At 69.5% G+C, this 25,728-nt stretch carries 27 protein-coding genes; 10 read left to right on the top strand and 17 right to left on the bottom strand.

Annotation, left to right across the window (positions count from 1 at the left end; translation table 11 throughout):
- Positions 1–10 precede the first annotated feature (10 nt).
- Positions 11–1,186 carry an inorganic phosphate transporter gene (locus tag CK500_RS04565; RefSeq protein WP_095636067.1) on the top strand — a complete coding sequence of 392 codons (1,176 nt, stop codon included), beginning with the start codon at positions 11–13 and terminating at the stop codon, positions 1,184–1,186.
- Between the two features lie 31 nt (positions 1,187–1,217).
- On the top strand, positions 1,218–2,507 hold the full coding sequence (locus CK500_RS04560; RefSeq protein WP_095636066.1) for an MFS transporter: 1,290 nt from the start codon (positions 1,218–1,220) through the stop codon (positions 2,505–2,507).
- 4 nt (positions 2,508–2,511) lie between these two features.
- On the opposite strand, the gene CK500_RS04555 is transcribed toward CK500_RS04560, so the two are convergent.
- Positions 2,512–3,357 (bottom strand): universal stress protein, encoded by an 846-nt coding sequence (locus CK500_RS04555; RefSeq protein ID WP_095636065.1) that lies wholly within the window; start codon positions 3,355–3,357, stop codon positions 2,512–2,514.
- A gap of 260 nt (positions 3,358–3,617) precedes the next feature.
- Here CK500_RS04555 and CK500_RS17320 point away from each other — a divergent pair, with 260 nt between their 5' ends.
- The 3 genes from CK500_RS17320 (at position 3,618) to CK500_RS04545 (ending at position 5,463) form a co-directional block, all read left to right on the top strand.
- Complete coding sequence (locus CK500_RS17320) at positions 3,618–3,782, top strand: DUF7512 family protein (protein ID WP_198951493.1); 165 nt, start codon at positions 3,618–3,620, stop codon at positions 3,780–3,782.
- Complete coding sequence (locus tag CK500_RS04550) at positions 3,772–4,830, top strand: sulfite exporter TauE/SafE family protein (RefSeq protein ID WP_095636064.1); 1,059 nt, start codon at positions 3,772–3,774, stop codon at positions 4,828–4,830. Before CK500_RS17320 ends, CK500_RS04550 begins: the two co-directional genes overlap by 11 nt.
- A 228-nt stretch (positions 4,831–5,058) precedes the next feature.
- Positions 5,059–5,463: a helix-turn-helix domain-containing protein gene (locus tag CK500_RS04545; RefSeq protein ID WP_095636063.1), complete on the top strand. Its 405-nt coding sequence runs from the start codon at positions 5,059–5,061 to the stop codon at positions 5,461–5,463.
- 115 nt (positions 5,464–5,578) lie between these two features.
- Here CK500_RS04545 and CK500_RS04540 read toward each other — a convergent pair whose 3' ends face one another.
- The gene (locus CK500_RS04540; RefSeq protein WP_095636062.1) at positions 5,579–6,316 is read right to left on the bottom strand and encodes a helix-turn-helix domain-containing protein; all 738 of its coding nucleotides are present in this window, start codon (positions 6,314–6,316) and stop codon (positions 5,579–5,581) included.
- An 89-nt stretch (positions 6,317–6,405) separates the two neighbouring features.
- Here CK500_RS04540 and CK500_RS04535 point away from each other — a divergent pair, with 89 nt between their 5' ends.
- Positions 6,406–7,926, top strand: a complete 1,521-nt coding sequence (locus tag CK500_RS04535; RefSeq protein WP_095636061.1) for an aldehyde dehydrogenase family protein — start codon at positions 6,406–6,408, stop codon at positions 7,924–7,926.
- Between the two features lie 23 nt (positions 7,927–7,949).
- Here the strand turns inward: CK500_RS04535 and CK500_RS04530 are convergent, their stop codons facing one another.
- From CK500_RS04530 to CK500_RS04500, 7 genes are all read right to left on the bottom strand, one after another.
- The gene (locus CK500_RS04530) at positions 7,950–8,912 is read right to left on the bottom strand and encodes a transcriptional regulator TbsP domain-containing protein (protein WP_095636060.1); all 963 of its coding nucleotides are present in this window, start codon (positions 8,910–8,912) and stop codon (positions 7,950–7,952) included.
- 118 nt (positions 8,913–9,030) lie between these two features.
- A complete protein-coding gene (locus tag CK500_RS04525; protein ID WP_095636059.1) occupies positions 9,031–9,342 on the bottom strand; it encodes a CGCGG family putative rSAM-modified RiPP protein in 312 nt (103 codons plus the stop codon).
- Positions 9,339–10,073, bottom strand: a complete 735-nt coding sequence (locus CK500_RS04520; RefSeq protein ID WP_095636058.1) for a helix-turn-helix domain-containing protein — start codon at positions 10,071–10,073, stop codon at positions 9,339–9,341. The genes CK500_RS04525 and CK500_RS04520 overlap by 4 nt, the downstream gene beginning before the upstream one ends.
- Before the next feature lie 83 nt (positions 10,074–10,156).
- A complete protein-coding gene (locus CK500_RS04515) occupies positions 10,157–10,687 on the bottom strand; it encodes a halocyanin domain-containing protein (RefSeq protein WP_095636057.1) in 531 nt (176 codons plus the stop codon).
- Positions 10,688–10,843: 156 nt separating this feature from the next.
- Positions 10,844–11,065 (bottom strand): DUF2249 domain-containing protein, encoded by a 222-nt coding sequence (locus tag CK500_RS04510; RefSeq protein ID WP_095636056.1) that lies wholly within the window; start codon positions 11,063–11,065, stop codon positions 10,844–10,846.
- 98 nt (positions 11,066–11,163) lie between these two features.
- Entirely contained in the window at positions 11,164–11,703 is a 540-nt protein-coding gene (locus CK500_RS04505) for a hypothetical protein (RefSeq protein WP_095636055.1), read from the bottom strand.
- On the bottom strand, positions 11,700–12,011 hold the full coding sequence (locus CK500_RS04500) for a DUF2249 domain-containing protein (protein WP_095636054.1): 312 nt from the start codon (positions 12,009–12,011) through the stop codon (positions 11,700–11,702). Before CK500_RS04500 ends, CK500_RS04505 begins: the two co-directional genes overlap by 4 nt.
- A 144-nt stretch (positions 12,012–12,155) precedes the next feature.
- On the opposite strand from CK500_RS04500, the gene CK500_RS04495 reads away from it, so the two are divergent.
- Positions 12,156–13,586: a heme-copper oxidase family protein gene (locus CK500_RS04495; RefSeq protein ID WP_095636053.1), complete on the top strand. Its 1,431-nt coding sequence runs from the start codon at positions 12,156–12,158 to the stop codon at positions 13,584–13,586.
- Positions 13,587–13,737: 151 nt separating this feature from the next.
- Positions 13,738–13,917: a hypothetical protein gene (locus tag CK500_RS04490; RefSeq protein ID WP_095636052.1), complete on the top strand. Its 180-nt coding sequence runs from the start codon at positions 13,738–13,740 to the stop codon at positions 13,915–13,917.
- Between the two features lie 106 nt (positions 13,918–14,023).
- On the opposite strand, the gene CK500_RS04485 is transcribed toward CK500_RS04490, so the two are convergent.
- From CK500_RS04485 to CK500_RS04455, 7 genes are all read right to left on the bottom strand, one after another.
- On the bottom strand, positions 14,024–15,034 hold the full coding sequence (locus CK500_RS04485; protein WP_095636051.1) for an ABC transporter permease: 1,011 nt from the start codon (positions 15,032–15,034) through the stop codon (positions 14,024–14,026).
- Positions 15,027–15,764 carry an ABC transporter ATP-binding protein gene (locus CK500_RS04480; RefSeq protein ID WP_095636050.1) on the bottom strand — a complete coding sequence of 246 codons (738 nt, stop codon included), beginning with the start codon at positions 15,762–15,764 and terminating at the stop codon, positions 15,027–15,029. Before CK500_RS04480 ends, CK500_RS04485 begins: the two co-directional genes overlap by 8 nt.
- A gap of 2 nt (positions 15,765–15,766) precedes the next feature.
- Positions 15,767–17,257, bottom strand: coding sequence for a nitrous oxide reductase family maturation protein NosD (gene nosD / locus CK500_RS04475; RefSeq protein WP_095636049.1), 1,491 nt, complete (start codon positions 17,255–17,257; stop codon positions 15,767–15,769).
- Positions 17,257–18,036, bottom strand: coding sequence for a hypothetical protein (locus tag CK500_RS04470; protein WP_095636048.1), 780 nt, complete (start codon positions 18,034–18,036; stop codon positions 17,257–17,259). The genes nosD and CK500_RS04470 overlap by 1 nt, the downstream gene beginning before the upstream one ends.
- 44 nt (positions 18,037–18,080) lie before the next feature.
- Positions 18,081–20,171, bottom strand: a complete 2,091-nt coding sequence (gene nosZ / locus CK500_RS04465; RefSeq protein ID WP_095636047.1) for a TAT-dependent nitrous-oxide reductase — start codon at positions 20,169–20,171, stop codon at positions 18,081–18,083.
- Positions 20,168–20,545: a BlaI/MecI/CopY family transcriptional regulator gene (locus tag CK500_RS04460; RefSeq protein WP_095636046.1), complete on the bottom strand. Its 378-nt coding sequence runs from the start codon at positions 20,543–20,545 to the stop codon at positions 20,168–20,170. The genes nosZ and CK500_RS04460 overlap by 4 nt, the downstream gene beginning before the upstream one ends.
- A gap of 90 nt (positions 20,546–20,635) precedes the next feature.
- Positions 20,636–21,454, bottom strand: coding sequence for a helix-turn-helix domain-containing protein (locus CK500_RS04455; protein WP_095636045.1), 819 nt, complete (start codon positions 21,452–21,454; stop codon positions 20,636–20,638).
- A gap of 151 nt (positions 21,455–21,605) precedes the next feature.
- Here CK500_RS04455 and CK500_RS04450 point away from each other — a divergent pair, with 151 nt between their 5' ends.
- A complete protein-coding gene (locus tag CK500_RS04450) occupies positions 21,606–22,403 on the top strand; it encodes an aldo/keto reductase (protein WP_095636044.1) in 798 nt (265 codons plus the stop codon).
- A gap of 15 nt (positions 22,404–22,418) precedes the next feature.
- Here CK500_RS04450 and CK500_RS04445 read toward each other — a convergent pair whose 3' ends face one another.
- Complete coding sequence (locus CK500_RS04445; protein ID WP_095636043.1) at positions 22,419–23,438, bottom strand: phosphotransferase family protein; 1,020 nt, start codon at positions 23,436–23,438, stop codon at positions 22,419–22,421.
- Between the two features lie 145 nt (positions 23,439–23,583).
- On the opposite strand from CK500_RS04445, the gene CK500_RS04440 reads away from it, so the two are divergent.
- Positions 23,584–25,689, top strand: a complete 2,106-nt coding sequence (locus CK500_RS04440) for a hypothetical protein (protein WP_095636042.1) — start codon at positions 23,584–23,586, stop codon at positions 25,687–25,689.
- Positions 25,690–25,728 lie beyond the last annotated feature (39 nt).

Genomic DNA, 25,728 nt, shown 5'->3' with positions numbered 1-25,728 from the left:
CCCCCTTTCAATGGATCCCGCTCTCGTCGCCCTCTTCGTCGGTGCAGCGCTCGCCAGCCTGTTTATGGCGTGGGTCATCGGTGCCGGATCGAGCGGTGCCACTCCGTTTGCACCCGCTGTCGGCGCCAACGCGATCGGGACGATGCGAGCCGCCTTCCTCGTCGGCATCTTCGGGTTCGTCGGCGCCGTTACACAGGGCGGGAACGTCTCGGAGGCCGTCGGGAGCGGTCTGGTGGGCGGGATGAGCATGCCCGTGGCTGGCGTTATCCTCGTGTTAGTGCTGGGGGCTGGCCTGATGGCGGTCGGCATCGTCACCGGGTACCCGATCGCGACCGCGTTCACCGTGACCGGCGCCGTCATCGGCGTCGGCCTCGCTCTCGGCGGGACGCCGGTCTGGGCGAAGTATCAGCAGATCGCGGCCGTCTGGGTGCTGACGCCGTTCGTGGGTGGTGGGATCGCCTACGCCAGCGCGAGCGTCCTCCCGCGGCCTGATGTCCCTGAACGGTACAGTATCCCCGTCCTCGTCGGCCTCGTCACGGCGGTCCTCGTGAACGTCGAGTTCGGGTTCCTCGGTGAGACGAAATCGGCGGGGACCGTCAGAGAAGCCGGACAGCGAGCCCTGGCTGTCGACGGGCTCGCGTCGGCTGTGCTCGTTACCGTCGGTGCGGCCGGGGCAGTCGCCGCCGTGGTCTGGTGGGACGTCGGCCGCGACCAACGCGGGGGTCTCCAGCGCGTGCTGCTCACCCTCGGCTCGCTTGTCGCGTTCTCCGCGGGCGGCAGCCAGGTCGGACTCGCGGTCGGGCCCCTGATTCCGCTTCTCGGGGAGATCGAGATGGTGTCGACGGTCGTGGTGCTGGTCGGCGGTGGCTTGGGGATGCTTGTGGGTTCGTGGACGGGCGCTCCCAGGATGATCAAGTCGCTCGCACAGGACTACTCGTCGCTCGGGCCGCGGCGCGCTATCTCCGCGCTCGTCCCGTCGTTTCTGATCGCACAGCTTGCCGTCCTGCTGGGCGTGCCAGTCTCGTTCAACGAAATCGTCGTCAGTGCGATCATCGGAAGTGGCGCGGCCGTCGGCGGGTGGGGCGCCGTCGACGCCCGGAAAATCGGCATGACACTCGGAGCGTGGGCCGGTTCGTTCGTCCTCTCGTTCGCTCTCGCATACGCTGCTGGAGCCGTCTTCCTGTAACTGAACACTAAGTCAATCAAGTCGAACATCCATGACTACGACACCAGAACTGAAGCAGGGAATCCGCGAACACCTCGGACAGTTCTCGCTGCACGTCCTCTTGGTGTTCGCGACCGGACTGACAATCGGGTCCGAACGCGCCGTCGTGCCGGTGCTGGGCGAGGACGTGCTCGGCGTCGAGTCGTTCCTGGTCATCGGCTCGTTCGTCGTCTCCTTCGGATTCGTGAAGGCCCTGCTCAACCTCTACGCCGGGAAGTGGGGCGAAGCGTACGGCCGGAAGCCGGTGCTCATCCTCGGGTGGGTAACGGCACTGCCGCTCCCGGTGATCCTCATCTTTGCGCCCAACTGGGGCTGGATCACCGCCGGGAACATCCTACTCGGCATCAATCAGGCGCTGACCTGGAGCATGGCCATCAACGCGAAGATCGACCTCGCCGGCCCGGATCAGCGCGGGCTCGCGGTCGGCATCGACGAGGCGTTCGGCTACACGGGCGTCGCCGCCGGGGCGTGGATTACCGGCGTCACCGCGGCCCAGACGGGCCTCCGTCCGGAGCCGTTCTACTTCCTCGCGGTCGTCGTCGTGCTGGCGTTCCTGATCTCGATCTTCCTCATCAAGGAGACCGTCCAGTACGCCCAGGCCGAGGGCGACGACGACCACCACGACGCGAACCTCCCGTTCAACGAGGTTCTGAAGCGGGCGACCTACGGCGACAGAACGCTGTTCGCCGCGGCTCAGGCCGGGCACATCGAGAATTTCGTGGACACGCTGTTCTGGATCGCCGTCCCGCTGTACCTGACAAGCCGAGGGCTCCCCATCGACGCCGTCGGCCTCGTCGTCGGGATCCACAGCGCGATGTACTTCGCTCAGATCGCGACCGGCGGTCTCGCCGACCGTATCGGACGCCGCCCGCCCGTGGTCTGGGGGATGTTCCTCGCCGGTGCGGGCGTCCTCGGGATGGTGCTCGTCGAGGGGTATCTCGCGTGGACTGCGCTGGCCGCGGTCTCTGGGCTCGGGATGGCGCTGTTGTATCCGAACCTCATGACCGTGCCGGGCGACGCCGCGCACCCGACCTGGCGCTCGGCGGGGATGGGCGTCTATCGGATGTGGCGTGACGCCGGATACGGTGTCGGTGCCATCGTGATCGGGCTGTCAATGGAGTTCCTGAACGCAGAAGCCGCATTCTACGTGACCGCAGGCCTGATGTTCGTCTCCGCCGCGGTCGTGTACCTCTGGATGGAAGAAACGCATCCGGAGTTCGGGACCCACGAGCCGCCTGCGCCTGCGACGCCGGGATCCAAAGCGGTCGCTACGGAAGACTGATCGCTCAGACCGCTCGGGGCGGCGGAACGAGGAAGACGTTTCCCGTCGCCTGTGCGACGATCTCCTCGGAGACGCTACCCAACAGGAGTCGGCGAATGCGGCTCCGGCCCTTCGACCCGACGAGAACCGTTGACGGCGTTACTTCCGCTTCGACGGCGAGGATTTCGTCGGCGGGATCGCCGTGCCGAACCTCGAGCTGCGTGTCGATACCCCACTTTTCGAGCGTGCTCGCGTGCTCGGCCAGCCGCTCTCGTGGCCCAACGTCGGCGTCAACACCCTCGTCTTTCGGCGATCGGACGTGAACGAGCGTTACCTCTTCGGTCGCGTGACGGAGGTATGAGAAGGCATCGAACGCTCGATCGGCGTTCTCCGAAAAGTCCGTCGCGAAGAGAATCCGCCGAAAGAGATGTTCCCGGAGGACATCGGGGTCGTCCGTCCCCCGCTCGACGCGATTGACCACTAACGGCACGACGGTCGTCCGTGCGAGGTTGCGTGCGGTCGAACCGATAATGCGGTTCTCCAGCGGACTCTGCCCGCGTGACCCGACGACAGACAGATCCGCGTGGACGGTCTCGGCGATGCCGTTGATTCGTCGATACGGAGTTCCGCGGACGACGTGTGTCTCGACGTCGAACCCGGCCGCCTCGATCACCGTTTGATACTGGTCTAGTCCCTGTCGGCGTCGCTCCTCGAAATTCACGCCGGGCATTCCGGAGTGGACGTTCGCCGGTACGACTGTCACGAGATGAATCGTGTCGACGCCGATACGGCCCAGACACTCGAGACAGGTCTCGTTCTCGATTGCGGCCTCACTGGCAGCCGATAGGTCGGTCGCACACAGGGCCCTCATATCGACACCTTCGCTGAGCACGGATAACACAGTTGTGGGGATCTGGCGTGGCCGTCCGCTCTCAGGACGTACTCCGATCCGTTTCGGCGTCGATGAACGCCATACGTTCCCTGAAAGTTATCGGTACTCCGACCGAGGTTACCGGAATATAGTATTGTATGGTAAACCCAAAACCGTTATAGGCACAAGACAGGTAGAGAGGGTTGAGCAGAAATGTGCCAACAGCGAATTACCAATTTCGAACGTCGGGGGGAGAATCGATGCCGGGACTAGAGGTTCCCACGTGGGACCCGGAGACGGCCGTGCTCATCGGTACGATCCTACTGGAAGCGATCGTGCTGTACGTGGGCTACGGTGGTCTCGAACGGCTCTTCGGTCCCTATCTGATGAGGATCCTCGTCGGAGGTGAAGCGAGTGCTCAGTAGTCTACTCGACGGGCTCGGAATTCTGGGGACGAGCCCGGAGATGTTGGCGCTGTTCGTCGGGTTCGGCCTCGTCGTCGGGGTCCTGTTCGGATTCTTCGGCATGGGCGGGTCGTTCCTCGTCACTCCGGCTTTGCTGATGCTGGACTATCCGGCGCCCGTCGCGGTCGGCAGCGGGATGGCGTTCGTCTTCGGGACCGCCGTCATCGCGACCCTGAAACACCACGACCTCGGGCAGGTCGACTACAAGCTCGGCGTCATCATGATCACCGGGACGACTATCGGTATCGAGGCCGGCCGCGCCAGCGTCTACTACCTCGAGTCGCTGGGGCTCGCCGGTGGCATCATCAGCGTCGCCTACGTCGTCCTCCTCGGCGGCGTCGGCGCGATGGTCACCCGCGACGCCCTGAAGGGCGACGGCGGTGGCAGCGTCGACCACGAAGCGGCCGACCAAGACCTCAGCGAGTACGAGATTCCCGACATCGCGAAGCGGATCCAGCGGACCGTTCGGATTCCGCCGATGGTGACGCTTCGCGGCGACGTCCGTGTCTCCGCTTGGGTCATCACGGCCGTCGCCTTCGCGACCGGCCTCCTGTCGGGCTTCCTCGGCGTCGGTGGCGGCTTCATCCGGATGCCGGCGATGATCTACGCGATCGGCGTCCCGGTGCCCGTCGCCGTCGGTACTGACCTCTTCGAGATCGTCTTCTCCGGTGGCCTCGGGAGCTACCTCTACGGACAGGGCGGCGGCGTGAACCTCGGTATTGTCGCCCCCCTGCTGTTCGGGAGCGCACTCGGTGCGCGGATCGGGTCCGCTGCGACCGCCGTCGTCGACGCTGACGGCATCAAGATCTACTTCGGCGGAATGCTGTTGATCGGTGCCGTCGCGGTGGGCATCGGTGAGGTCGGGTCCTACCTCGGCAACCCGACGCTCGAACTGCTCGGGCTGGTGCTCGTCATCGGCGCGGCAGTCGTCGTCGCCTTCGCGATCCTCTACACGACGATCGCTTCGCTCCGTGAGACGCGTCGCCGGGCGACCACGGCTGCAGACTAATCCGTTTTAACGTCGATCCGGTTCCCGTCGATGGCAGCTGTCCGTCGACCCCGAGAGGCTCTGTCCGTCGACCCCGAGAGGCTCTGTCCGTCGACCCGGAGACGTGTTCAGGGCACCGCCGGGTTACTCGCGCGGTGTTGCCGTCTCGCCCGCCGTAATCCATCGCGAAATTGTGCAATCTGTACAAAAGTCTTTTAATAGCCGGATACCTACGTACTACCGATAACAATGCCAGATTCGATGTCCGAACAGCTCCGCCGGGACATGGAGTGCGAGGGGCTGCTGGAGTGCTTCCACGGCCTCAAAGAGCTCGACAAGGAGTGTTTCCGGGCGCTCGTCGAAGCCGAAGATCCCCTGACCGTCGACGAGATCGCCGACGCGGTCGACCGCGAACGCTCGACCGCCTACCGCGCCGTGCAGCGGCTCCTACAGACCGGTTTCATCGAGAAAGACCAGATCAACTACGACCAGGGTGGCTACTACCACGTCTACTCGCCGACCGATCCCTCTAAGATCGCCGACGACATGCAGCGTCTGCTCAACGACTGGTACGCGAAGATGGGACAGCTCATTCAGGAGTTCGAGACCAAGTACGAACAGTCCGACACCGCAGCCACGGCCGCCGAAAGCTAACGTACATCCTTCTGTCTCCACTTCGACAAGCATATCCGGCGCGATCAACGGGCCGGGATCCAGGGAGCGGCGATCAGCGATCGGTGATCAACGACCGGTGATCAGCGATCGAGGTTCACGGGTCCAACAGCTTCGACTCCGCCTTCCGGAGGTGTTCGAGCAGCGTCGTCTTCGACACGTCGAGGTCGTCCGCGAGCTCTCGGGTAGAGGTCTCCCGGGGCCACTCGTAGTACCCGGCCTCGCGGGCGTGCTCGTACACCTCGCGCTGGGTCGTCGTCAGCGTGTCGAGCCGCTGGCCGCGGGGCGACCGCCCCGGCTGCCCGGACGACGACATCGACTGCACGGTCACCTCCGCGCCCGCCTCCTCCTGGACCGCGTCGAGCGACTCCCGGATCTCGGTGCGCTCGCCGACGAAACACACCTGCCACTCCTCGCGGCCGTCCTCGATCCGGACCGGCGCGCTGTGAACGAAGCCGTGCTCTAAGAGCGTCGGACACATCATGTCCGCGGGGTCGTACTCCAGGAAGAACTCTCGGACGACGTTGCCGGGGGCGTCTCGCGCCCGCCCGAACCGCTCCTGTAATTCGAGGAGTTCCCCGGCGCGATCCGATTCCCGGATTGCGTCCAGCAGCTCCTCGACCTCCTCGTTCGTGTCCGCGAAGGCGGTGAACAGCCCGTTCACCGAGTTGGGCGCGTCCGCGTCGGTCCGCGGCGAGTTGTAGATCGCGTGGGCGAGGACGCCGCCGTCGGTCCGGCCCGTCGCCTCGATCGCCCAGCAGTTCGGATGCCACAGGTCGAGCGTGAGTCGGGTCCCGGACCACTCCTCGCCCCCGCTCGGGTCGGTGATAGCCATCGTTACCCCGTCATTGGCACCGCATCACAAAGACTCTGCCGACCATGGTCGGGTGGGATATTTGGGCGTGGCGGCGGAAAGCTCCGCCCATGTCGGACCCGTATCAGCACTACATCGACGGCGAGTGGGTCTCGGGCACGGGCTCGGAGACCTTCGAGAGCGAGAACCCTGCGACCGGCGAGACGCTCGGAACGTTCGAGCGCGGGACGCCGGACGACGTCGAGGCGGCGGTCGACGCCGCCGACGAGGCGTTCGAGGAATGGCGCGAGCTCTCCCGGATCCAGCGCGCGGAGTACCTCTGGGACGTGTACCACGAGCTGCGCGAGCGGACCGACGAGCTCGGCGAAGTCGTCACGAAGGAGTGCGGCAAGGAGATCTCGGAGGGGAAAGCCGACGTGGTCGAGGCCGCCCACATGGTCGAGTGGGCCGCGGGCGACGCCCGCCACCCGAAGGGCGACATCGTCCCCTCGGAGATCCCCGCGAAGGACGCGTACATGCGCCGGAAGCCGCGCGGCGTCACCGGCTGTATCACGCCGTGGAACTTCCCCGTCGCGATCCCGTACTGGCACATGGCCATCGCGCTGGTCGAGGGCAACACCGTCGTGTTCAAGCCCGCCGAGCAGACCCCGTGGTGCGCGCAGATCATCGCGGAGATGTTCGACGACGCCGGGATCCCCGACGGCGTGTTCAACATGGTCCAGGGGTTCGGCGACGCCGGCAACGCGATCGTCGAGCACGACGACGTCGAGACCGTCCTCTTCACCGGCTCCGCCGAGGTGGGCCACCACATCCAGGACAAGCTCGGCGGCGTCCCCGGCAAGCGCGTCGCCTGCGAGATGGGCGGCAAGAACGCGATCGTCGTCACCGAGGAGGCGGACCTCGACGTCGCGGTCCACTCGGCCGTGATGTCCTCGTTTAAGACGACCGGCCAGCGCTGCGTCTCCTCCGAGCGCCTGATCGTCCACACCGACGTGTACGACGAGTTCAAAGAGCGGTTCGTCGAGGTCGCGGCGGACGTCGCGGTCGGCGACCCCCTTCAGGAGGACACGTTCATGGGCCCGCTCATCGAGGGCGAACACTTCGAGAAGGTCTCCGAGTACAACCAGCTCGCCCGCGAGGAGGACGTGAACGTCCTCGTCGACCGGACCGAGCTCGACGCCGACGAGATCCCCGACGGCCACGAGGACGGCCACTGGATCGGCCCGTTCGTCTACGAGGCCGACCCCGACGCCGACCTCCGGTGTACCCACGAGGAGGTGTTCGGGCCGCACGTCGCGCTCTTGGAGTACGACGGCGACATCGAGCGCGCGGTCGAGATCCAGAACGACACCGAGTACGGGCTCGCCGGCGCGATCGTCTCCGAGGACTACCGACAGATCAACTACTACCGCGACCACGCCGAGCTCGGGCTGGCGTACGGCAACCTCCCCTGTATCGGTGCCGAGGTCCAGCTCCCCTTCGGCGGCGTCAAGAAGTCCGGGAACGGCTACCCCTCGGCCCGTGAGGCGATCGAAGCGGTCACCGACCGCACCGCGTGGACCCTGAACAACTCGAAGGAGATCGAGATGGCGCAGGGGCTCTCCGCGGACATCAAGACGAAGGACGACTGAGCGACGCCGCTCCCGGCGGTCCCTTATAACCCGTTTTCGCGAAGCGCTTCGAGCGCCGCCGCCGGCGACGACGCGTTCGCCAGCGCGCCGCGCGCGACGAGCCGCTTCCGTGGGCGCCCCACGGGCTGCGAGACCGGCTCCGTCCCGAGGAGACCGGCCTCGACGAGATCGCGTTTTATCCGCGTGAACGTCGCCGAGCTCCCGAGCCCCGCGTCCTCGCAGGCGCGCCGCAGGTCGCGGTCGAGCGCGCCGCGCCGCGCGCCGGCGGCGTACGTCCGGACCCGCGCCCCGCCGCGGTCGAGGGGATCAGACTCGTCCCCGCCGCTGGCAGCCGAATCGCCCCGGGCCGCGTCCACCTCGCGCTCGGCGTCGAGCAGTCGGACGGCCTCGTCCGCGACCCCGTCCCCGCACCGGTCTCGAAGGGCGCCGTACAGCCGGTGACGGCTCGGCGTCCGAATCCTCACCCCCTCCGCGTCCGCGAGGGGTGCGTCGTAGCGGCCGCGGAGCGTCGGATCGTCGCCGATCCGGCACCACGGTCCGGGGCCGGCCGGCGTCGCGTCTGCGCCGCCATCGCCTCCGTCGCCCGCTGCCGCGACGAGCACGCAGCCGTCGGACCGCCCCGCGAGGACCGCGTTCGGCTGGGGCTCCCCGAGGGTCCGCAGGTCCCAGACGCCCGCTTCGACGAGCGCCGCCAGCCTGGTGGCCGGCCGGAACCGGTCGGCGATCGCGTCGACCGCCCGACCGCTCGCGAACACCGTGAGCGCCGGGAGATCGGTGACCGGCGCGAGGGGGTCCCCCCCGGCCTCCGCTCCGCTCCGCAGCGCGTCGAGGTCGGGGTCGATCGCCGCCGGCGCGGCGTCCCGGTAGGCCCGGAGGAGCGCCGCCAAGAGCGCCGGATCGGGATCGACGACGACCGGGTCCGCGAACGAGCCGATCGAAATCTCCCCGTCGGCAAGCGGAAGGGTCGGAGACGGGGGAGACGTCACTGCTCGGTGTCACTGTCGCGGTCGGAATAAGCGTGGCGGCGAGCGGCGGCGGTCCCGAGGCGTCTCTCCGCGGCGGTCCGTCAGGCGGCGGGCCGTGAGTCGGTCCGTCGGCCGCGAGTCAGGCCACCTGTACGCGCGTGACGTGGCCGCCGCAGCCGCACTGCTCGACGTACTCGGGCTCGAATCCGTACTCCCGTTCGATCGCCTCGTAGAGGAACTCCTCCGGGTGCCCCAAGTCGCCGTGCGTGACGAGGTTGACGTGGTTGCCCGCCGTCGTGTGGTCGACGGCGACCAGCGCGTCGCGGACCGCCAGCTCGGCGTCGTCCGCGTACTTCGGCTTCTCGAGGTTCGCCGACCAGGAGTTGTCGTGGACCTCGTCGGTGATCGGTTCGGCGGTCTCGTCGTGGTCGTGGTGGTCTGTTTCGCTCATGAGTGGTACGTCGGACGGCTCGGAGCCGGTTCCGCGTCGGCCTCGGCGTCGGCGCCTTCGTTGGCCGCGCCGGCCGCGTCCGCGTCGTCGCCGAGCGGTCGGGTCGGGAGGTCGTCGACGAACTCCCGCACCACTGTCCGCTCGACCCGCTGGAGCGTCTCGCTGCACGTCGACTTCGCGATTCCGACGTGGTCGGCGACCTCGGTCAGCGTGGACTGGCGCGGCACGTCGTAGTACCCCAGCTCCACGGCCGCGAGCAGGAGCTCCTGCTGGCGGTCCGTCAGCAGCCGGACCGGGTCGACGCGCTGGCGGACGCGCTCGACCTCGTACTCCAGTCCCATCTCGTCGAACCGCTTGCCGAGCGCCGCGACGCGCTCGTGTTCGCCCGTGACCTCGACCTCGGCCACCCCGTTCTCGATGTCGAGCGGCATCTCGATCGGGAGCCCCGAGCGCTTCGCGGCGACCAGAAGTAGCGGCGCGGTCGTCTCGATCCGGACGGTCGCGACCCCGTCGCCCCGCGCCATCACCGACACCTTCGAGAGCACGTCGTGGTCGCGCATCGCCGCGAGCACGTCGTCGACGTCGCGGGCCGTCAGTCTGATGAGCGCGAAGCCGGCGCTATCGTCCGGCACCGCGGTGAGTACGCGGAACCCGGCGTCCGGGAAATCGCGCGACACGTCGGCTATCCACGGTCCGTCGGGCAGGTCGACAAGCAAGCGTGCCTGTGGCATGGGTGATCAGTGGGTGGGGTCGGGGGTCGTCGGCGGCGTTCGGTCAGTCGGATTCGATCCGATCGGCGCTGCTGTGCGAGGCGTTACTCCACGTAGACGGCGCCCTTCATGCCGACCGCTTCGTGGGGCGTGCAGACGTAGGTGTACGTGCCGGCCTCCTCGAAGGTGTGCTCGAAGGTGTGGCCCTCCTCGCCGACGGTATCGCTCTCGAACGCGCCGTCGGAGGCCGCGACGTTGTGGTCGCCGCCCTGGCCGGTCCACTCCCAGACGACGGTCGTGCCGGACGAGACCGCCACCGCGGCCGGCCCGAAGGTGAGCCCGTCGTTGGCGCCGACCTCGACGGTCACCTCGTCCGCGTCCCGCATGTCGACGGTGCCGTCGTAGTTGCTCACGTCGTCGAGGAACCCGTCGTAGTTCGGCTCCTCGGAGAGGGTCTCGCCGCCGCTGCCGCCGTCCGAACCGTCAGAGTCCGAACCGTCGGAACCGTCCGATCCGTCGGAGCCGTCGCCACCGTCGCCGCCGCTTCCGCCGCCACAGCCGGCCAGCGCGACCGTGGCGCCGACCGCAGCAGTCGTCTGAACGAACGTACGCCGGTCGAGTGTGCGTCGGGTCATTGCAGTTCGACGTAGGAGTGTAGGGGGAATACATTCGGCGAGGATTCCCGGATCGTAGGGGAACCGGCCGAACTGTTCGGCCCGGAGTATAAAAGGGGACGGCGCACGGTCACATCGACCGGCTCCGAGCCGGCGGTCGCTCGCGTTTCCTCGTCGCTACTCCCGTTCGATCGTGACGCGCCACTCGTCGTCGTCGACCCGCTCGGTCTCGTGGTCGAACCCGCGGTCGGCCAGCACGTCGTAGAGGGGCTCCGGCTCGAAGCTGTTGACGAGGAGTAGGGTCTCGTTCGGACCGAGGTCGTCGAGCGCGTCGCTGATGACCGGGAACGGCGGGTCGTCTCGGTCGCGCACGTCGAGGACGGTGTCTGTCTCCGTCATCGGCCGACCGTACGATCGGACCGCGCATGGTCGTTAGCGGGAACATGTTCGCCCGGGTGGGCGGGAACTCGGCTGGAGCGACGCGGACGGCGGGCGCGTCAGAAGGGCGGTGACGAACCGGAGCCCGAGCCGCCGCGCTCGGTGAGTTTGGGGCCGACCGACGACGCCGGGTTCGGGTCGAGTTCGCCGGACTCCAGCTTCGCGAGCCGCTCGTTGACGTCGTCGCTCCCGTCGAGCGTGGCGTCGACGCGGACGCGGACCAGGTCGTACCCGTGGGTGTCGACCGCGTCGAGCGCGCGGAACGCCCCGACCGCGAGCGGCTCGGCCTGCGGGCAGAAGGCGGTCGTCGGCGTGAACTCGGCCCGGAGCGTCGTCGGATCGTCGGCCTCCTCGGCGTACCGGAAGCCGGCGTCGGTGTGCCGCGGGTCCCGGTTGAGCCGGGCGAGGTTGTAGCCGAACGTGGCGTCGTACACCCCGTACTCCTCGAAGGCGTCCGCGACCGTCCGGTGGAGCGCGACGTGCTCGCGCCCGGCGAGCACGTCGTGGTCCGCGAGGAAGGCGCCGGGCTCAGGGACGTGTTCGGGGACGAACGCGTCGGCCGGATCGTACTGGGGCTCGGAGCCGCCGAGGAAGCTCATCGGTCGCCCCCCTCGGTCCCTCCTGTGCCGCCGACCCCGTCCCCCTCCCCCGCCCAGATCGCCGTGACGACCGCGTCGTCGGCCTCGACGGTCTCGTGGGCGTAGCCGCGGTCGTCGAGCTTGGGATAGAGGAACTGCGGCGCGCGGTCGTTGCGCTGGACGAGGACGGTCTCGTCCGGGAGGTCGGCAAGCAGCTCGAGCGTCCGCCGGAGCGGCTCCGGCGGCCCGAGCTCCCGGACGTCGAGCGTCTCGACGGGTCGGTCGGCGGGCGCGTCGGTCCGTTCGAGCGCGGTCGTTTTCAGTTCCATACGTACCGATCGGGCCCTCACCCCCGCGTAGTTTGTTCCGAACGTGTTCGGGGGTAGTGGTCGTCCGTCGTCCCCGACGGGGAACAACAATCCCCGAACACGTTCGGACACAACCACAGGGCCGAGCGGGACGTACCCGCTCACATGCGAGGCGTTCCCGGCGACCTCACGACCTCGACGCGCCCGCCGACCACGATCCCGCTTCGCCACTTCCTCGTCGCGCTGGCGTTCCTCGTCGCGGGCGGAGGGCTCGCGCTGCTCCGCGCCGCGGGGCTGGCGGGAACGGCCCCCGGCCTCGACGGGATCGCTGTCGCGCACCTGCTGCTCGTCGGCTGGGTGTGTCTCACGATCCTCGGCGCGATGACGCAGTTCGTCCCGGTCTGGTCGGGCGTCGAGATCCACTCCGAGCGGCTGGCGACGCTCCAGCTCGTCGCCGTCGCGGTCGGGGTGACCGGGCTCGCCGCCGGGCTCTGGCTCGGGCGGCCGGCGGACGCCGCCCTCATGGCGGGCGTCATGGTCCTCGGGATCGGCGCGTTCGCGTACAACATCTCCCGAACCTTGTGGCGCGCGCGTCCGTTCGACACCACCGAGGCGCACTTCGCGCTAGCGGTCGGCTTCCTCGCGCTCGCCGCCGTCCTCGGCGGGACCCTCGCCGCGGACTACCGGTGGGGCGTGCTCGCCGGGTCCGGGCTCTCGCGGCCCGCGGTCGTCGACGCCCACGTCACGCTGGCGGTCCTCGGCGCCGTGGTGACGACCGTGATCGGCGCCCTCTACCAGCTCGGGCCCATGTTCACGCAGACGGACGAGCTCGCGGTCGAGACGCGCGCGACGCGGGTCGAGACCGCGGCGTACCCGGTCGGCGTCCTCGCGCTCGGGGCCGGCCGGCTGGTCGAGGCCTCGCCCGTCGCCGCGGTCGGCGGCGTCCTCGTCGCCGGCGGCGCGGCGGTCGCGGGCGCGATTCTCCTCCGCCGGGTCCGTGACGCGACCGGGGCGGCCACCCCGATGCTCTCGCGGTACGCGGTCGTCGCCGTCGCGGCCCTCGCGTGGAGCGCGACCGCGCTCGCGACGTGGATCCGGGCCCCTCTCGGCCCGGACGTTCGGTTCGGGCACCCCGCGGTCGGCCCCGTCCTGCTCGGCGCGCTGATCGGCTTCGTCGTGGTCGGGAGCCTCTACCACGTCGTCCCCTTCATCGTCTGGCTCGACCGGTACGCCGACCGGGTCGGACTGGAGCGCGTGCCCGCGATCGACGACCTCTACGACGCCCGGGTCGCGACGGTCGACTTCGCCGCGACCCTCGGGGGGACCGCTCTGGTGCTCGCCGCCGCGCTCTCGCCCGCGGTCGCGGCGCTCGGAACCGACTGGCCCCTCGCCGCCGGTACCAGCGGCCTCGTCCACACGGTCGGCGGCGCGCTCGTCGTCGGCGGCGCGCTGCTGTTCGCCGGCAACATGGTCGGCACCGTGATCCGGCACGGCGGGGTCGAGATGGTCCGGCGATCCGGGCCGGAGTCAGGGCGGGAGTCAGCGTCGGGAGCGACGGCGGATCCCTCGGAGGGGTCAGACGCCTCGGGACGGTGAGGAGTGGGGTGATCGGAACCGCTGATGACAGCAACCGATAACACATAAATAACAAGCGCCGAGCGCAGGCACGCCGAACCGTTCAACTGTTCGTCGACAGCGTGGGCGATCGACCTAGTGATTCATTACCCCGCCTGTCCCGTGCTACGTAATGCAACGCGATCCCCAAGCGACGGGCACACATCGCTCTCTGTTCGGCTTCTTGGCCGGATTCGTTCTGCTGTTGGCCGTCGTGAACTTCTGGACCATGGACGTGGTACGGGGATCGCTTCTGCTCGCACTATCGGTGACGATCGGTCTCTACGTGGTACGTGACGCTCGGAAAGCGTGACTGCGCCCGGATGATCGGACACATGTCTTCAGCACAGGCGACTCAGCGACACCGGACGACAGGCACGACTGAAAAGGCGGACCCCGCCCTCCGCGATCGGCCCTTCTTAAACCCGCTTCGCGCGCATCGCGACGGCGGCGACGACGACGCCGAGCGCGACCCAGCCGAGCAGGACGCCGAGCAGGACGCCGACGGAGAGCCCGCCGTCGAGCGCGGCCGCGATCCCGGCGCCGCCGGCCTCGGTCGGCGCGAGCGCGAGCAGCCGGTAGGTCGAGACCGGGTTGGCCGCGACCGCGGCGGCGACGAACCCGCCCGCGCCGTCGAGCGCGGCGAGCACGCCCATCGCGAGCAGGTCGTGGACCAAGGCGACCCACGCCCACACGAGGAGCGCGCCCGCGAGCGCCATCGTCGACGTGGGCGCGACCGCGGAGATCGCCACCCCGATCCCGAGCAGCGCGACGGCGAGGGCGAGGGTCGCGAACAGGAACCACGCGAACGTCGGCCAGCCGGCGAGCCCGAACTCGCGGAGCAGCAGCAGGCCGGGGACGCCGAAGCCGAGCACGACCGCGGCGCCGAGGACGGCCGCGCGGCCGACGTACACCCCGATCGCGGTCTCGGCGCGCGAGACGGGGAGCGTCAGCACGACCCCGAGGCGTCCCCGCTCGGCCGCCCCGACGACCGCGCCGTGGCCGAACGCCAGCGCGGCCAGCGGGACGAGGAACGTCGCCAGCTCGACGTAGCTCGCGACCACCGGCTCGTAGCCGGTCGGCGCGACCCCGGAGCCGCTGAACGTCGCCAGCAGGAGCCCGAACGCCGCGAAGACGACGGTCAGGCCGACCGTCCACCCGCGCCGGGTCGTGAGTCGGGTCTCGCGCCGCGCGATCCGCGCGACGATCCCGGGCCGCGGGAGCGCGATCGAGACCGCGTCGGCGTCGGTCGCGTGGGCGGTCTCGTCGGCGTCTGAAGTGACCTCGGCGGAGGCTCCCGTCTCGCTCGTCCCGCTCGCTCCGGACGCCGCGGCCGCCCCGTCGAGGGCGACTCCGCCGTCCGGGGCCGGCTCGATCGGGTCGGGCGCCTCGCCCGCACGGTCGGCCGGATCGGTTCCGCCGTTAGGCATCGCGACCACCTCCGGTGAGCGAGACGAACGCGCCTTCGAGCCCGTCCTCGTGCTCTCCGCCCAGCTCGTCGGGCGTCCCCTCGGCGACCAAGCGGCCGTCGTCGAGGACGCCGACGCGGTCGCAGACGCGCTCGGCCTCCCGGAGCGCGTGGGTCGCCATCAGGATCGTCACGCCGGTCTCCTCGCGGACACGGGTGAGCACGTCCCGGAGCGCGGCGACCCCGTTGGGGTCGAGCCCGGCGGTCGGCTCGTCGAGCAGGAGCACGGACGGGTTCGCGAGCAGCGCGGCCGCGAGCCCCAGCCGGCGCCGCATCCCCTTCGAGTAGCCGTCGATGGGGCGGTCGATCGCGTCCGCGAGCCCGACCGTCGCCGCGGCGCCCGCGATCCGCTCGGCGGCGGCCTCGGAGTCCGCACCGATCCCCCGGACGTCGGCGTGGAACCGCAGCGTCTCGCGGCCCGTCTCGCCCGGGGGGAAGCCGGGGTCCTCGGGGAGGACACCGATCGCCTCGCGGATGCGCCACCCCAACTCTCCCACGTCGCGGTCGCCGACCCTGATCTCTCCCTCGTCGGGGCGGTCGTGGCCCGCGATCAGTCCGAACAGGGTGGACTTGCCGGCGCCGTTGGTTCCCACGAGGCCGTACGCGTCGCCGGACTCGACCGTGAGGTCGACCCCGTCGAGCGCCGCCACGTCGCCGTACTGTCTGTGAACGTCGGTGATGTCGATGCGCATGGTTACTGGTGGTGCTCGTCTCCGGGCTCGTCGTCGTACTCGGCCGCCGTGTCGACGGCCGCCGCGTACGGGCGATACGGCTCGACGTCGTGGGCGGGGCTCGCGAGCGGGCGGTGGTCGATGACCCCGGCGCTCTCGACCGCCGGGAACCGGCTCTCGACCAGTCGGATCGCGTCGAACGCCGGGCTGTCGGCGAACACGGCCGCGGCCGGGTGCTCCTGGACCAGCCGCTCGGCCGCGCCGGCGGGGCGGTGTCGCGCGTCGCTCACCCCGTCGCCGTCGGTGTCGGCGACGCGGGCGTCCGACCAGTAGTTCCCGCGGTCGGTGCCGTTCCACGCCACCAGCTCGCGGGTCGTCGTCAACACCTGCTCGTCGTTGTTCACGAACCCGTTGCCGGCGACCGCGGTCCCCTCGGTGCCCGCGGAGTGGTGGACCCCCACGCCGTTCGCGTACAGGAGGTTCCCGCGCACCTCGTTGTCCTGCGCGTTGTACAGGTAGACGCCGTTGTCGTTGGCGACGAGGTCGTTGTCGCGGACCACGGTGTGATCGATCTCCTTGAGCAGGATCCCGTGCCCGCTCTCGCCCCGGTTCGCGACCGCGGTGTTGTTGACCAGCTCGATCGACTCGCTGACCATCAGCGCGTACCCCACGTCGTTCTCGAAGGCGACGTTGTCGGCGAGGCGGTTGTCGTCGGAGTACATGTAGTGGACCCCGTACCGCAGGTCCCACATCGTGTTCCCCGTCGCCTCGACGTTCGAGGCCCACGAGTAGTAGATCCCGTCGCGCACGTCGGTGATCTCAGTGTCGCGGACCTCGGTGCCGGTCGTCTCCCAAAGGTTGATCCCGTTGCCGCGGTTCGCGAACCGCGGGGCCTTCGTCCCCTCGATCCGCGAGTCCGCGATCGTCACCCGATCGGCGCCGTTGACCCAGACGCCGAACGCGGCGTCGGTGAGGTACAGCTCCGAGAGGGTCGTCCCCGAGGCGTTCTCCGTGAGGTACACCGCGGAGTCGCGCGATTCGAGGTTCTCGCCGGTGTCGTCGATCCAGACGCCCTCGACCGTCGCGTTCGGCGCGCGCACGTCGATCACCGTGCCCGCTCCGCCCCCGTCGATCAGGGCGCCGTGGGTCGACGCGGCGCGGATCGTCACCCCCGGCTCGTCGACGACGACCTCCCGATCGGCCTCGAAGACGCCCGACAGTTCGACCGCGTCGCCCGGCCCCGCCGCGTCGACGGCGGCGGACAGGTCGTCGTAGGTCCCGATCTCGCTCCCGTCGCGCAGGACCCTCGCCGTCCCCGACTCGGTCGGTCGGTCCGGGTCGTACGTCGGCGGGTCGACGACCGGCTCGCCGTCGGTCCCGACGTCGTCGCCCCCGGCGCCCCCCGCGCCGGCCGCCGCGACGACGCCGCCGAGGACGACCGCGAGCACGACGGCAGCGGCCAGGAAGGCCGCGCGCGCCGAGACGAGCCCCTCGACCGACGGGAGCCGGGACATCAGTGCACCCCCGCGTCGGATCCGTCGCCGGTCCGGGTCTCGACCGCCTCCTCGGCGGTCGGCCCGATCTCCTCGGCGTCCCCGTCGCCGTCCTCATCCCGGCTCCCCGAGAGCCGGTCGCGGACCGCGCCGGCGGCCTCGCCGATCGTCACTCGGGAGTCGCGGAGCAGGAACGCGACGACCAGCAGCAGGAAGCCGGCCCCGGCGAGGTAGCCGCCGGGACCGAACCACGCCACCCCGCTGATGTTGGCGATCTCGTAGCCGCCTAAAAGCGGCGGGGTGAACTCCTCGACGCCGACGACCGGCGCGTCCTCGCCGAGCGCGTGGCCCGCCTGGTACAGCCGGTACTGGACGATCGCGAAGGTCCCCACGAACGCCACGGTCGCCCCGATCAGCTGGCCGAGCAGGCCCAGCCGGAGCTTCCGGTCGGTCGGCGCGAGCGCGACGAACACGCCCGCGGCGGCCACCGCGAGGAAGACGACCGGCCCGAGGATCCACTCCGGCGCGGCGATCGCGTCCGGGTGGACCGCGTAGTTCGGGTCGACGAACACCGGGTCCGGGTAGTAGAACCCGACGTAGTGGTTCAGCGCCTGCACCTCGGCGTAGTCGCCGCCGAGCCGCGGGTACGCGTACAGCTCGACGAGCAGCCCGTCGGGGTACTGGGGCGCTTCGAACGCGATCTTCCAGACGGGCACCAGCAGGGCGACGACGAAGGTCGCCGCCGCCGTTACCGGAAGCGCTCGTCTGAGCTCCGTCAGTCGGTCGAGTGAGGCGGTCATGTCGTGTGGGGTGGGGGTGGAATGGGGGTGAGGCGGTTCGCGCTCTATTCGTCCGGCTCGACGAGGATCCGCGAGCGCATCTCCAGGTGGAGCGCGCTACAGAAGTACGCGCAGTACGCCCAGAACACGCCGGGCTCGTCCGCGGTGAACGTCACCTCCCGGGTGTCCTGCGGCGCCAGCGCGAGGTTGATGTCGTACTCCGGGATCGCGATCGAGTGGATCACGTCGCTCGTGGTCTCGACGTTGGAGATCCGGAGCGTCACCTCGTCGCCCTCCTGCAGCGTCACCTCGGGGAAGGAGAACTCGTTGCGGCGCGCCCACATCTCGATCTCGACGGTGCTGTCGTCGATCCGCTCGAAGGACTCCTCGCCCTCGGCGACGTAGTCGATCTCGTAGTCGTCGGTGTCCCACGTCTTCGCTGGGTCGATCTTGTCTTTGTGGACCACGCTGGCGTCGTGCGGCTCGGGGTACGACGGCTTGTCCTTGATCAGCTCTAACCCGGCGTCGTCGTCGCCGATGTGGAACAGCTGATCGTTCTCCGGGTGGATCGGGCCGACCGGGAGGAACCGGTCCTTCGAGAGCTTGTTCAGCGAGATCAGGTAGTCGCCCTGCGGCGACGCCGTGTACGACTCCGCGGCGATGAGGTGGCCGGGGTTGTAGTGCACGTCGTGGCGGTCGACGACCGGCTCCTCGGAGCCGGCCTCGGCCTCGACGGCGGCCTCGTAGTCCCACTTGACGACCTCGCTGTCGATGAACGTCGTCGTGTACGCGTGGCCCCGCCCGTCATAGGCGGTGTGGAGCGGCCCCATCCCGATCCGGGGCTGCCCGACGATCGCCTCCTGCGGGTCGTCGACCTCGGCGATGGCCTCGATGTCGATCACCGTACAGCTCGGGTCGAGCTTTCCGGAGGCGATCGCGTAGTTCCCGTCGGGCGTCACGCTGACTCCGTGCGGGCTCTTCGGCGTCGCCACGTACCGGACGATCGGGCGGTCGCCCTCGTTCAGCGAGCTGTCCATCGTCCCGTCGACGACGGGCACGCCGCTGATCTCCTCGTACTCGCCGTTCTCGACGGCGTCCCAGATGGCGGGGATGTCGAACGCCTTCACGTAGTCGCGGTCCGCCTGCGTCATCTCCGACTCCGTGACGCCCTCCTCGCTGTTGTAGCCGGTCGCGAAGAACCAGCGGCCCTCCTTGCCGCCGTCCCCGTTGTCCATGTTGCCGTCGACCTCGACCTGCCACTCGATGTCCATCGTCTCGGGGTCGATGGCGGTGAGGACGGAGCCGTACTCGTCGGGGTCGTCGACGTCGCGCCCGTCGTTCGGCATCGGCACGCGGAACTCGCCGACGCCGAAGACGAGCTGGGTGTCCGGCAGCTGCATACACGCGCCGTGGACGCCCTGACAGTTCGGGACGTTCGTGATCGCGTCCGTCTCGAAGTACTCTAAGTCGACGCGGGCCATCCGCCCGTTCGCCTTGTCGTTGACGAACAGCCAGCGCCCGTCGTAGTCGTTGTCGGTCTGGGAGACGCGCGGGTGGTGGGTGTCGCCCCACACGTGGCCGTCGCCCTCCTCCTCGAGCATCTGGCTCGTCTTCGCGTCGTGGCCGTAGCCGCGCGCGCTCTCCGCCTGGAAGACGGGGATCCGCATCAGCTCCCGCATCGACGGGATCCCGACGACGCGGATCTCGCCGGTGTGGCCGCCGGAGAGGAACCCGTAGTACTCGTCGTGCTCACCGGGCGCGACCTTGTGTTCGCCGCTGGCGGCCGCGCTGCCGGAGTCGTCGCCCTCCTCGTCGGCGAGGATGCTCGTACAGCCGGCGAGGCCGCTCATGGCGCCGACGGCGGCGCCGGCCTTCATGAAGTCGCGCCGCCCGAGCTCCAAGCGCGGGAGGTCGAGGGTCGGTCGCTTCGCCGCGGTCGCGTCGGTTCCCTCCGCGGTCGAGGCGATGTCGCGCTCGTGGTCGGTCAGCAGGTGTTCGATCGTCCGCCCGTCGACGATCTCCGGCTCGTCGTCGGCGGGACCCGCGTCGTCCGCGGGCGTCCCCGTCCCGTCGTCCGGGGTCGCGTCCGCCGACCGCTCGTCGTGTTCGTCCGTCCGTGTCGACCGCTCGTCGCTCGCGTTCGGATCTGTAGTCATTGTTGAGTGGTGGCGTCGGCCTCGTCGCCGTCGCGTTCCGTTCGGACCGTTCGAGCGAGCCGCTCGACCGCCGGCTCGCCGAGCACCGTCCGGAGTTCCTCGGCGAACTCCGGGATCAGCCGCTCGCGGGCGGCCTCGACGTCGAACCGGTAGCGGTGCCGCGTTCCGCCGCGGTACCGCTCCGACTCGCGCTCGACGAACCCCTTCTCGACGAGCCGGTCGACGGTCCGCTTGACCGTCGTGTACGCGACGTCGTCGTCGCCCCGGCTAGCGACCGCGTCGAGCAGGTCGCGCGCCGTGAGGGGGTCGTCCGCGCGCCGCAGGACGGCGAGGAGCTCGCGTTCCCGCGGTCCGAGCTGTGTCCACTGGGTCATGGGTTCCGGAGCCGAACCGATGGGTTCGACCCCGCTACTGATCACTACGGTCGAACTCCCCGGATAGCTGGCGGCGAACTGTTCGGGGGTTTAAGTACCGTCCCCGAACGCCTGCGAGAAGAGCGTGTCAGTCACGGCCCGGAGGTGCTCCGAGACCGTGGACTTCGCGAGGTCGAGGTCCGCGGCGATCTCCGCGGCGGAGGCGCCGTCGCCGTCGAAGTATCCCTTCTCGGCCGCGACCGCGGCGACCTCTGCCTGTCGGTCCGTCACGCCCGCGAGGTCGACCGGGACCACGTCGCGGCGGGAGTCGTCCGCCGCGCTCCGGTTCCCCCGGTCGACGCACAGCCGGCGGAGCTCCACGCCGAGCCCGGCGGCCTCGCACTCGTCGACGATCGCCTGCAGCTCCTCGTGGCCGGTCAGCACGAACGAGACGAGCAGCTCCCCGTCCGCCATCTCGGTCCGGCGCGGCGACACCGGGAAGTTCGCGAACGCCGACGGGAGCCCGCCGCACGAGCAGCCCTCGCAGGGGACTCCGTCGGCGGGGGGAGGCGAAGCCGACTCGGGCGTCGCCGACGCGGACGGCTCCGCGGCCGGGGTCGGCGACGGACCGGCGGGGGCCCCCGCGTCCGCGTCGGTACCCACCTCGGCCTCCGGGGCGTCCATCGCGACGCCGCCGTCGGTGGCTGGGCGCTCGCAGGCGATCTCGTAGCGGCCGTGCGCCTCGCCGGCGAACTCGACGAGGTCGAGGCCGCTCGGCGGGTCCTCGGGCGGATCGGGCGCGACGAACTCGACGCGGGCGTCGTCGGCGTCGACGCGGAACTCCTCGACCGGCGTGTCCGAGGAGAGCGCGGCCACGGGACAGCCCTCACAGGCGGAGACGGCGAGCTCGACGTGGATCCCGTTGGTCATGGCTGCACGTAGGGACGCAACGGGCCATATAACGGCGAGGGGTTTCCAGCGCGGTGAAAACGCTTCCCGGAGGCCGACACCGATTCCGGCGGTCCGCGCGAGCCGTTCCGGTGGGCACGCCCTTTTGTCGTCCGGGCCGGAACCGGGAGCCATGCCGCCGCTCGAACTCCCGCTCGGCCTCGGCACGTCCGGGCTCGACGACCCCGCGGAGTGTCGCGACACGGTGACCGCCGCCCTCGAAGCGGGGTACCGCCACGTCGACACCGCGCAGATGTACGACAACGAGACCGCCGTCGGCGAGGGGATCGCCGCGGCCGCCGTCGACCGCGACGAGGTGACCGTGGCCACGAAGGTCCACCCCGACAACCTCGCGCCCGAGGACGTCCGCGAGACGGCCCGCGAGAGCCTCGACCGGCTGGGGCTCGACCGCGTCGACCTGCTGTACGTCCACTGGCCGACGAGGGCGTACGACCCGTCGACGACGCTCCCGGCGTTCGACGCGCTCAGGGAGGCCGGGGTCACCGACCACGTCGGCGTCTCGAACTTCACGCCGGAACTGGTGCGCGAGGCCGACCGGATCCTCGACGCGCCGATCGCCGCCCACCAGGTCGAGTGCCACCCGCGGTTCCGGCAGCCGGCGCTCCGCGAGCTCGCGGCCGAGCTCGACCACCGGCTCGTCGGCTACTCCCCGCTGGCCCGCGGCGACCTGTTCGGCGACGACGAACTCACTGCGATCGCCGACCGCCACGGCCTCTCGCCGGCGGTCCTCGCGCTCGGGTGGGCGCTCGCTCGCGACGTGACGCCGATCCCGAAGGCGACCGGCGACCACGTGACCGAGAACCTGCGCGCGGTCGACGCCGAGGTTCCCGACGCCGCCCTCGACGCGGTCGACGCGCTGGAGCCCGGCGAGCGCCGGATCGACCCGGACGACGCGGCGTGGAACCGGTGACCGACGTGTCGCCGATCAGACCGCGTCCAGCCGGGCTCGAAGTTCGGCGTCGGCCCGATCGACGAGCGACTCCAGCGGCTCGTCGAGGTACGTCGTCCACTGGTCGATAAAGCCCGAGCGCCCCAGCATCCGGACGACCTCGTACACCGGACGCCGCTCCGCGAACCCCGGCGGAAGCCCGCCGGCGCGGTCGCGGTACCCCCGATAGAGGGCGTCCGCGTACCGCTCCGGCCCCCTGCTGTCGAACCCGTTTAACAGCTGGTCCTCCGCGCGGACCAGATCGCGGGCGGGGTCGCCGACGTGCGCGAGCTCCCAGTCGATCGGGACGATCCCGTCGGGGCCGGCGTCGTCGCCGCGGCCGTGGGAGCCCCCCGCCTCGCCCTCGTCGGCCACGAACAGGTTCGGCTTGGCCACGTCCCCGTGAAGCAGCGCGGCTGGGGCGCCCTCCAGCCGGTCGCGGTTCGCCTCGACGCAGTCGAACGCGGCGTCGTAGTGGTCAGCCAGCCGCTCCGAGGTGCCGATCTCGCGGGTGCGCTCGATCGTCGCGCGGAGCACGTCCGGCCACGGGGCCGGGTCGAGGGCGAGAGACGGCGCGCCGTCCTCGCCCACGCGGCCCCCGACGATCTCCGCGTGGCGGTCGAAGCGCTCCGCGTGGAGGGCCGCGAGCGTCGCGCCGACGCGTCGGAGCAGCGCCTCGCGCCGTTCATCCCCCGCGTCCTCCCAGACGCCGAGCAGCTCGCGGCCTGGCACGGGCGCGGTGACGAGGTACGGCACCGACGCGTCCGGGTCGCCGGCGAGCACCGCCGGCCCCGCGACCGACCGCTCCGCGCCGAGGTACCGGAGCACGGCCAGCTCGCGGGCGATCCGGCTCCCGTCGCCGTCGGCGGCGACCTTACAGAACGCGCGCCCCCCGTCGGCGAAGGCGACGCCGACCGTCTCGTTGGCGCCGTTCCACGAGGGGCCGACCCCGAACGTCCGGTCGACGGAGCGGTCCGGAAACGCCTCGCCGAGAGCGGTTTCGACCCGCTGATCCATGTCCGCGTGTCACGTGTGTCGCATGTTAAAGTTGCTGTCACGCTTGTTAACACGAGGCGATGAAATCCGGTCGTACGGCGGCAGAATCGGCGAATCTCGGGAATGACCGACAACCTCATAACTGTTGTCGGATTATCAGAAGGCCGTGACTGACGACGCGATCGACGGCCGAATCGGGTTCGAGACGGACGGGCGGACGCTGTGCATCCGCGACGCCTTGGAGGGCGAGGAGTTTCCGCTCCGTTTCGACCGGGAGCCGGAGCCGCGGCCGGCGCTGCCGGAGCTGTTTCACGTCCCCGTCGATCGCGCGGTTAGCTTCGAGGCCGGAGGAATGTCCATTCTGGAACAGAACACAGTGACCGTTCGGGATGCTGAGGGTGAGTTCTTCGCCCAGCTCGACGATTCGATGGAGTTCCACCGGGAAACGTACTACTTCGACGTTAACGGACCGGTGAAGGTCGTCGTGCGGATACAAGACGCGGCGATCTCCGCGACGGGAATAACCGAGTCGGAGTTCGGCGAGCTGACCTTCGATCGCCCGACCACCGTCACGGTCGGTGCGCGATCGCTGCACACTCGCCCGGAGGCGACGATCACGGTCCCCGACGATCCGGCCGCGCTCGCCGAGGCGGTGTCGGTGTTCGGCTCCTCGATCAAGGAGTTCACCCCCGAGCGCTCGTGGCCGACGCTCCGCGGGTATCCGCCCCGGATCCGGCTCGGAGAAGAACTCGACATTCCGAGCCCGCTCGTCGGTCCTGACACCGGCATTGAGGTAGTCGTGCGCCCCACGTACGCCGACGTGTACCGGCTCTCTACGCTCGCGTACTACCTCGGCGCAGAGGTGGTCGTCGGCGACTCGCCGGCGATCCGACTCGACACCGGCTACGTCGAGTCGCTTCCGAGTGAGGGCGTCGCGCTCGAAGAGCGCGTCGAGGAACTACTCCGGACGTGGTTCTTCCTCGACACGCTGGCGCGGACGGACGGGTACGTCAAGTCCGACCGATACGAGTACGAACTGATGGGGGCGAAGCTCCCGTTTTACCCGCCGAACCTGGCCGACAGGTCGATGAGCGAGCGGTTGATGGAGTACCTCGAAGTCGATCCTGAGACCGTCGCTCCGTACGCGCCCGCGTGGCCGACCGAGGCGGTGCTCCAACCGGTTCGCGAGGCCGCGGATCTCCTCCCGCATCTCGCGCACGTGCTCGCTCCGGTTCGTATCCGGGGATCGGGCGATCCGATAGTGGACGCACCCGTCGCGCTCGGTACGTCACCGTGGATCAGCCGGAACGACGATGGCTCGACCTCCGAGGCAGTTCCCTCACCGGACGAGGTTCCGTCTCCGGCCGGAACGGCGGTGCTGGTCCCTGACGGCTACGAGAACCGACTCACGAGAACGACGACGGCCCGTGGTGAAATCCGCGTCATCGCCGTAACCGGTTCCGCGGAGCGTTCAGAGAGTCTGCGCCGTGCGCTCTCCGATCCGGCGGTCCCGGACAAAATCGGCTCGTGGGAGCTGATAGCCAACCCCGACGCGAATACCCTTCTGGCAAACCTCACCGATCCGGAGGTCGACATCGCGTACTGCGGCCTGCCGGTCGAAGACGGTCGGATCGTCGCTGCGGACGGAACGGTCTCGCTCGACGGGCTCGGTGGAGCACCAGCGCTCGTCGTCTTCGAGGGAGTCGAGGATCAGGAATTCGGAATCTCCGTCGTCGAGAACGGGGGACTGTCGTCAGTTCTCACCGAGACGCCGCTCGATCCGGAGCTATTTCGATCGCTAATCGGGCTGTTGTCGTCCGGTGTCTCGATAGGTCCGAGCGTCGCCTTGTCGGGTGTTAGTGCCGCGACTCAAACGCGGATGGTGGGCGATCCGGGCATCGAGATAGCCTCGCATAGTCATCCTGCGATGCCGGTGTATCGAACGTGGTCGCGATCGGCCAACCGACACAATATCACATACGGATCTGTTCTCTCGCTATCGGGACGGATCGGGGGCGAACTAAAGCAGTTGTTTGACGAGTTTCAGTCAAAGGAGGAACTATCCGGAACACTGCATACGGGAGAGGCAGTCCTCGACTCTTCGTCCCTTCTCGAACTCCTCAATCAGGGCGACTCGATCGTCCAGCTCAACGGCCGCCTCCTGTTACCGGAGGATGTCGATAGCGAGGCCGACATCGAACGGATGGCTCGCGAATACCTCTCCCGAGACGACAGGTCGATCGATACCGTCGAGAAGCATCGGTTCGAGTAGCACGGCCGTTATCGCGTCGTACTTAAAAACGACAGCGGG

Origin of the sequence: Halorubrum salipaludis (genome assembly GCF_002286985.1) — an archaeon.
Taxonomy (GTDB): domain Archaea; phylum Halobacteriota; class Halobacteria; order Halobacteriales; family Haloferacaceae; genus Halorubrum; species Halorubrum salipaludis.
The sequence above is the reverse complement of the archived record's forward strand: the minus strand, read 5'-3'. Positions and strand labels throughout refer to the sequence as shown.

What these genes read in the sequence shown, in the direction of transcription:
- CK500_RS04565 (WP_095636067.1), top strand. Translation starts at nt 11, where the DNA reads ATGGATCCCGCTCTCGTCGCCCTCTTCGTCGGTGCAGCGCTCGCCAGC.
- CK500_RS04560 (WP_095636066.1), top strand. Translation starts at nt 1,218, where the DNA reads ATGACTACGACACCAGAACTGAAGCAGGGAATCCGCGAACACCTCGGA.
- CK500_RS04555 (WP_095636065.1), bottom strand. Translation starts at nt 3,357, where the DNA reads ATGAGGGCCCTGTGTGCGACCGACCTATCGGCTGCCAGTGAGGCCGCA.
- CK500_RS17320 (WP_198951493.1), top strand. Translation starts at nt 3,618, where the DNA reads ATGCCGGGACTAGAGGTTCCCACGTGGGACCCGGAGACGGCCGTGCTC.
- CK500_RS04545 (WP_095636063.1), top strand. Translation starts at nt 5,059, where the DNA reads ATGCCAGATTCGATGTCCGAACAGCTCCGCCGGGACATGGAGTGCGAG.
- CK500_RS04540 (WP_095636062.1), bottom strand. Translation starts at nt 6,316, where the DNA reads ATGGCTATCACCGACCCGAGCGGGGGCGAGGAGTGGTCCGGGACCCGA.
- CK500_RS04535 (WP_095636061.1), top strand. Translation starts at nt 6,406, where the DNA reads ATGTCGGACCCGTATCAGCACTACATCGACGGCGAGTGGGTCTCGGGC.
- CK500_RS04525 (WP_095636059.1), bottom strand. Translation starts at nt 9,342, where the DNA reads ATGAGCGAAACAGACCACCACGACCACGACGAGACCGCCGAACCGATC.
- CK500_RS04520 (WP_095636058.1), bottom strand. Translation starts at nt 10,073, where the DNA reads ATGCCACAGGCACGCTTGCTTGTCGACCTGCCCGACGGACCGTGGATA.
- CK500_RS04515 (WP_095636057.1), bottom strand. Translation starts at nt 10,687, where the DNA reads ATGACCCGACGCACACTCGACCGGCGTACGTTCGTTCAGACGACTGCT.
- CK500_RS04510 (WP_095636056.1), bottom strand. Translation starts at nt 11,065, where the DNA reads ATGACGGAGACAGACACCGTCCTCGACGTGCGCGACCGAGACGACCCG.
- CK500_RS04505 (WP_095636055.1), bottom strand. Translation starts at nt 11,703, where the DNA reads ATGAGCTTCCTCGGCGGCTCCGAGCCCCAGTACGATCCGGCCGACGCG.
- CK500_RS04500 (WP_095636054.1), bottom strand. Translation starts at nt 12,011, where the DNA reads ATGGAACTGAAAACGACCGCGCTCGAACGGACCGACGCGCCCGCCGAC.
- CK500_RS04495 (WP_095636053.1), top strand. Translation starts at nt 12,156, where the DNA reads ATGCGAGGCGTTCCCGGCGACCTCACGACCTCGACGCGCCCGCCGACC.
- CK500_RS04490 (WP_095636052.1), top strand. Translation starts at nt 13,738, where the DNA reads ATGCAACGCGATCCCCAAGCGACGGGCACACATCGCTCTCTGTTCGGC.
- CK500_RS04485 (WP_095636051.1), bottom strand. Translation starts at nt 15,034, where the DNA reads ATGCCTAACGGCGGAACCGATCCGGCCGACCGTGCGGGCGAGGCGCCC.
- CK500_RS04480 (WP_095636050.1), bottom strand. Translation starts at nt 15,764, where the DNA reads ATGCGCATCGACATCACCGACGTTCACAGACAGTACGGCGACGTGGCG.
- nosD (WP_095636049.1), bottom strand. Translation starts at nt 17,257, where the DNA reads ATGTCCCGGCTCCCGTCGGTCGAGGGGCTCGTCTCGGCGCGCGCGGCC.
- CK500_RS04470 (WP_095636048.1), bottom strand. Translation starts at nt 18,036, where the DNA reads ATGACCGCCTCACTCGACCGACTGACGGAGCTCAGACGAGCGCTTCCG.
- nosZ (WP_095636047.1), bottom strand. Translation starts at nt 20,171, where the DNA reads ATGACTACAGATCCGAACGCGAGCGACGAGCGGTCGACACGGACGGAC.
- CK500_RS04460 (WP_095636046.1), bottom strand. Translation starts at nt 20,545, where the DNA reads ATGACCCAGTGGACACAGCTCGGACCGCGGGAACGCGAGCTCCTCGCC.
- CK500_RS04455 (WP_095636045.1), bottom strand. Translation starts at nt 21,454, where the DNA reads ATGACCAACGGGATCCACGTCGAGCTCGCCGTCTCCGCCTGTGAGGGC.
- CK500_RS04450 (WP_095636044.1), top strand. Translation starts at nt 21,606, where the DNA reads ATGCCGCCGCTCGAACTCCCGCTCGGCCTCGGCACGTCCGGGCTCGAC.
- CK500_RS04445 (WP_095636043.1), bottom strand. Translation starts at nt 23,438, where the DNA reads ATGGATCAGCGGGTCGAAACCGCTCTCGGCGAGGCGTTTCCGGACCGC.